We start from the raw sequence: 3,436 nt of genomic DNA, 5'->3' as shown, positions 1-3,436 counted from the left end.
GGGATCGGTTTCGCCGGGGAGGGCGCGTACGACCGGGACTGGCGCGGGGTGCTGTGGATGAGGCAGACCCTCGCGCGGGGCAAGGGGCACCCCCGGTACCACACGGTGCACACGCTGCGGCAGCGAAGGGCCATGCGGCACATGCTCTGCCAGGTGTGCGGCGGGCCCACCCCTCAGGACGGCCCGCGCCTCTTCGTGCTGCGGGACGTCGGCCGCCCGGTGGAGGAGGGCGAGCGGACCACGGCACCGCCCGTGTGTGTGCCCTGCGCCCGGATCTCCGTACGGGAGTGCCCGCGGCTGCGGGAAGGGCACGTCGCCGCGCTGGTGGACCGGCCGTACGCCTGGGGCGTGGCCGGGATCGTCCACCACCCGGTCACGCTGGAGCCCCTCGACACCGCCCTGCAGGAGGTCTCCTACGAGGACCTCGCGGTCCGGTGGACCCTGGCCCACCGGCTGGTCATGACGCTGCACGACTGCACCCCGGTGGACCTGGACGCCCTCGCCCCGTGAGCCGGGCCGACTGTCGGACCCCGCCCTGCCCGACGACCGGGCAGGGCCAGGCGTCATCCGGTTCGTGTGCCAGGAGCGACGTTCTCCGGGTGCGGCTTCGCCCAAGACCGCTTCACCGGCCTCGCAGGCGGCGGCCTGTTCCGCGTGGGTTTCAGGAGTGGAAGTTCTCCCAGTACGTGGCGTGGTCCTTCGAGAAGTCGCCCGGTCGCTCGCACCGCAGCACGTCGTACCGTGCGATGAAAGCGTCGAGCGCCTCGTGCAGCGAGCAGCCGAGGTGTTCCTTGAAGACCTTGATGCCGTGGATGATCCGACCTTCGATGATCTCGGTGTCCGCAATGGCGCAGTCGCCGCCGTCTGGCTTCATCCGGCGATCAAAGCCCAACCGCGTCCAGGCGCACAACCGGATTGCCTGGGCCGTCTCCGGGCCTTCCGAGGGCGGCAAGCATCGACGGACACGCGCAGGTCAGGCGGGTGCGACCGCCCCCGGGGAGCCGTCGTCATCGTCGCCGTGCCCGCTGAACCGCTGCCGTACTCGGCGTATCTCTCTGCCGGTGAGCGCACCGGCGGCGACTGTCCCCATGAGGCAGACAACAGGCGCCAGCACCCAGATGCCCCACGCGACGAAACCGGTCTCCACCGGCTCATAGCTGCCCCACGGCTTCTGTGCGGCACGAACGACCTCTCCCGGACGGCCTTCGTACCGGAACTCCACTGTGCGCGTCTCGCTGCCAACCTGCGGGCCGCTGCACACGGAGTGGCTCCCCGCACGCCCTCCGCCCTCCTGGTGGCACTCTGTGAGCCGAACCTGGACAGCGTTCCCCAGCAGGTCCAGCCGCACGAGCCCGGTGATCACAGTCCATGCCACCGCCGCGATGCCCAGCAGGGTGAACATCCCGTAGACGGCTATGTCGCGTCTTCGCCCCCTTGTCACAGACACAGCATGCACGGCAGCTCCAGCCCGAAGTCATCCCACCGGCCTCACCGGATCTCGTGCTGTTCGGCGCACGAAGGACCAGGCGCGTACAAAGCAGCCGGCGGCGGCGGCCGTGAGCAGCGCGAGAAACACGCCTTGCCCGGCCTTGGCGAAGAGGCTGTCGTCCAGCGCCTCATAGGTTCCCCAGGGAGCGCGGTGGACGGGGATGGTGTCGCCCTCCTCCGCGGAGGACAAGCGCACCTTGACCAACTGACCACTCGTCTTCTCGTCACCGATGACGAGCGTTCCCTCGCATTCGACGTCCGGGCCGGCCCTGCCTCCGCCCTGCTCGACGCACCGCGAGGCGACGATGTGTCCGCCTTCGCCGAGGACACCGAACCCGACGGCGGCCCTCACCCCGAGGAACGCCGTGAAGGCCAGGAGCACAACGCCGAGGAGCACCCAGGAAACGACAGCGGCGAAGCGATCTCTTCCGTCACCTGCAACGCTCACCGCGAATCAGCACCCATCTCGCATTCGACTGCCACTCCGACATGTTCAGCGTTGGTTGGCGCTGTGCACAGAGGTATCCGGTGCTGCTCCGCTGCTGTCGAGCCGACAAGTCGTGCCCCATCGAGCGGAAAGGACTGTCGCCGGCGGGCGGCGGGGATGGTGACGGCCCCCGGCCGGGTGGGCTGGTCGGGGGCCGTTGTGAGGTGCGGAGGCTGTGGGATTTGAACCCACGGTGGTGTCGCCACCACGACGGTTTTCAAGACCGTTCCCTTAGGCCGCTCGGGCAAGCCTCCCCACGCCGCGCCGTGCGGTACGGCGTGGGGGACAGCCTAGCCGGTTCGTCAGTCGCCCTCGCGGGAACCCAGGGTCAGTTCGGCCTTGTTCTGCTTGCCGCCCCGCAGGTAGGTGATCGAGACCTTCTCGCCCGGCTCGTGGGCCCAGATCTCGCTGATCAGGGTGGGGCCGCTGTCGATCGAGACGCCGTCGAGCTTGGTGATCACGTCGCCCGGCTTCAGGCCCGCCTTGTCGGCCGGGCCGCCCGGGGTGACGGGCTCGCTGCCGTCGTCGGTGTCCTCGATGATGCGGGCGCCGTTGCCCTGGGCGCGCAGGTCGACCTGGACGCCGATGACCGGGTAGACGGGCTCGCCGGTCTCGATCAGCGTCCTGCCCACGCGCTGGGCCTGGTTGATCGGGATGGCGAAGCCGAGTCCGATGCTGCCGGGCGAGCCCTGGCCGAGGCCGCCGCCGGCCGACTGGATGGCGGAGTTGATGCCGATGACCGCGCCCTTGGCGTTGAGCAGGGGGCCGCCGGAGTTGCCGGGGTTGATGGAGGCGTCGGTCTGGAGGGCGCTCATGTAGGAGGCCTTGGAGCCCTGGCCGTCGCTGGAGGCGACGGGGCGGTTCTTGGCGCTGATGATGCCGGTGGTGACCGTGCCGGACAGGCCGTACGGGGCGCCGATGGCGATGGTGGCGTCGCCGACCTGGACCTTGTCGGAGTTGCCGAGCGGCAGCGGGGTGAGTTCGGCGTCGCCGGCGTTCTTGAGCTTGATGACCGCCACGTCGTAGCCCTGGGCCAGGCCGACGACCTCGGCGTCGTACTCGCGGCCGTCGGAGAAGGTGGCGGTCAGCTCGCCGCCGTCGGCCGCGCTGGCCACCACGTGGTTGTTGGTCATGATGTGGCCCTGCTGGTCGTAGACGAAGCCGGTGCCGGTGCCGCTCTCGCCGCCGCCCTCGGCCTGGATCGTCACGACGCTGGGCAGGGCCTTGGCCGCGATGCCGGCGACGGAGTCGGGGGCGCGGTCGACCTGTTCGAGGCTGTCGCCCGCGGAGATGGTCGTCGAACCACGGTCCGCGCGGTCGGCGGCCCAGAAGCCGACGCCCGTGCCGACGCCGCCCGCGAGGAGGGCCGTCGCCGCGACGGCGGCGATCAGGCCGCCGAAGCCGCGCTTCTTCTTCTGGCCCTCCGGGGGCGGCGGGGAGGCGAGCGGCGCGCCCCAGGGG

The 3,436-nt window shown here is 70.7% G+C and carries 5 protein-coding genes and 1 tRNA gene; 1 reads left to right on the top strand and 5 read right to left on the bottom strand.

What is annotated here, in order from left to right; all coding sequences use genetic code 11:
• A partial coding sequence (locus L7D48_RS27335; RefSeq protein ID WP_237883550.1) for a hypothetical protein occupies positions 1-510 on the top strand: 510 nt, incomplete at its 5' end.
• A 151-nt stretch (positions 511-661) separates the two neighbouring features.
• Here the strand turns inward: L7D48_RS27335 and L7D48_RS27330 are convergent.
• The 5 genes from L7D48_RS27330 to L7D48_RS27310 all read right to left on the bottom strand — a co-directional run.
• Positions 662-874, bottom strand: a complete 213-nt coding sequence (locus tag L7D48_RS27330; protein WP_237883548.1) for a hypothetical protein — start codon at positions 872-874, stop codon at positions 662-664.
• A gap of 99 nt (positions 875-973) precedes the next feature.
• On the bottom strand, positions 974-1,441 hold the full coding sequence (locus L7D48_RS27325) for a hypothetical protein (RefSeq protein WP_237883546.1): 468 nt from the start codon (positions 1,439-1,441) through the stop codon (positions 974-976).
• Positions 1,442-1,474: 33 nt separating this feature from the next.
• A complete protein-coding gene (locus L7D48_RS27320) occupies positions 1,475-1,885 on the bottom strand; it encodes a hypothetical protein (RefSeq protein ID WP_237883544.1) in 411 nt (136 codons plus the stop codon).
• Positions 1,886-2,142: 257 nt separating this feature from the next.
• A tRNA-Ser gene (locus L7D48_RS27315) sits at positions 2,143-2,229 on the bottom strand.
• 48 nt (positions 2,230-2,277) lie between these two features.
• Positions 2,278-3,436: S1C family serine protease (locus L7D48_RS27310; RefSeq protein WP_237883542.1), on the bottom strand; the 1,159-nt coding region annotated here is incomplete at its 5' end.

The sequence above is a fragment of the Streptomyces sp. ICN903 genome (genome assembly GCF_022015835.1).
In the GTDB taxonomy this organism is placed as follows: domain Bacteria; phylum Actinomycetota; class Actinomycetes; order Streptomycetales; family Streptomycetaceae; genus Streptomyces; species Streptomyces fenghuangensis.
Note: the sequence above shows the minus strand (reverse complement) of the source record. Positions and strands in the feature narration are given on the sequence as shown.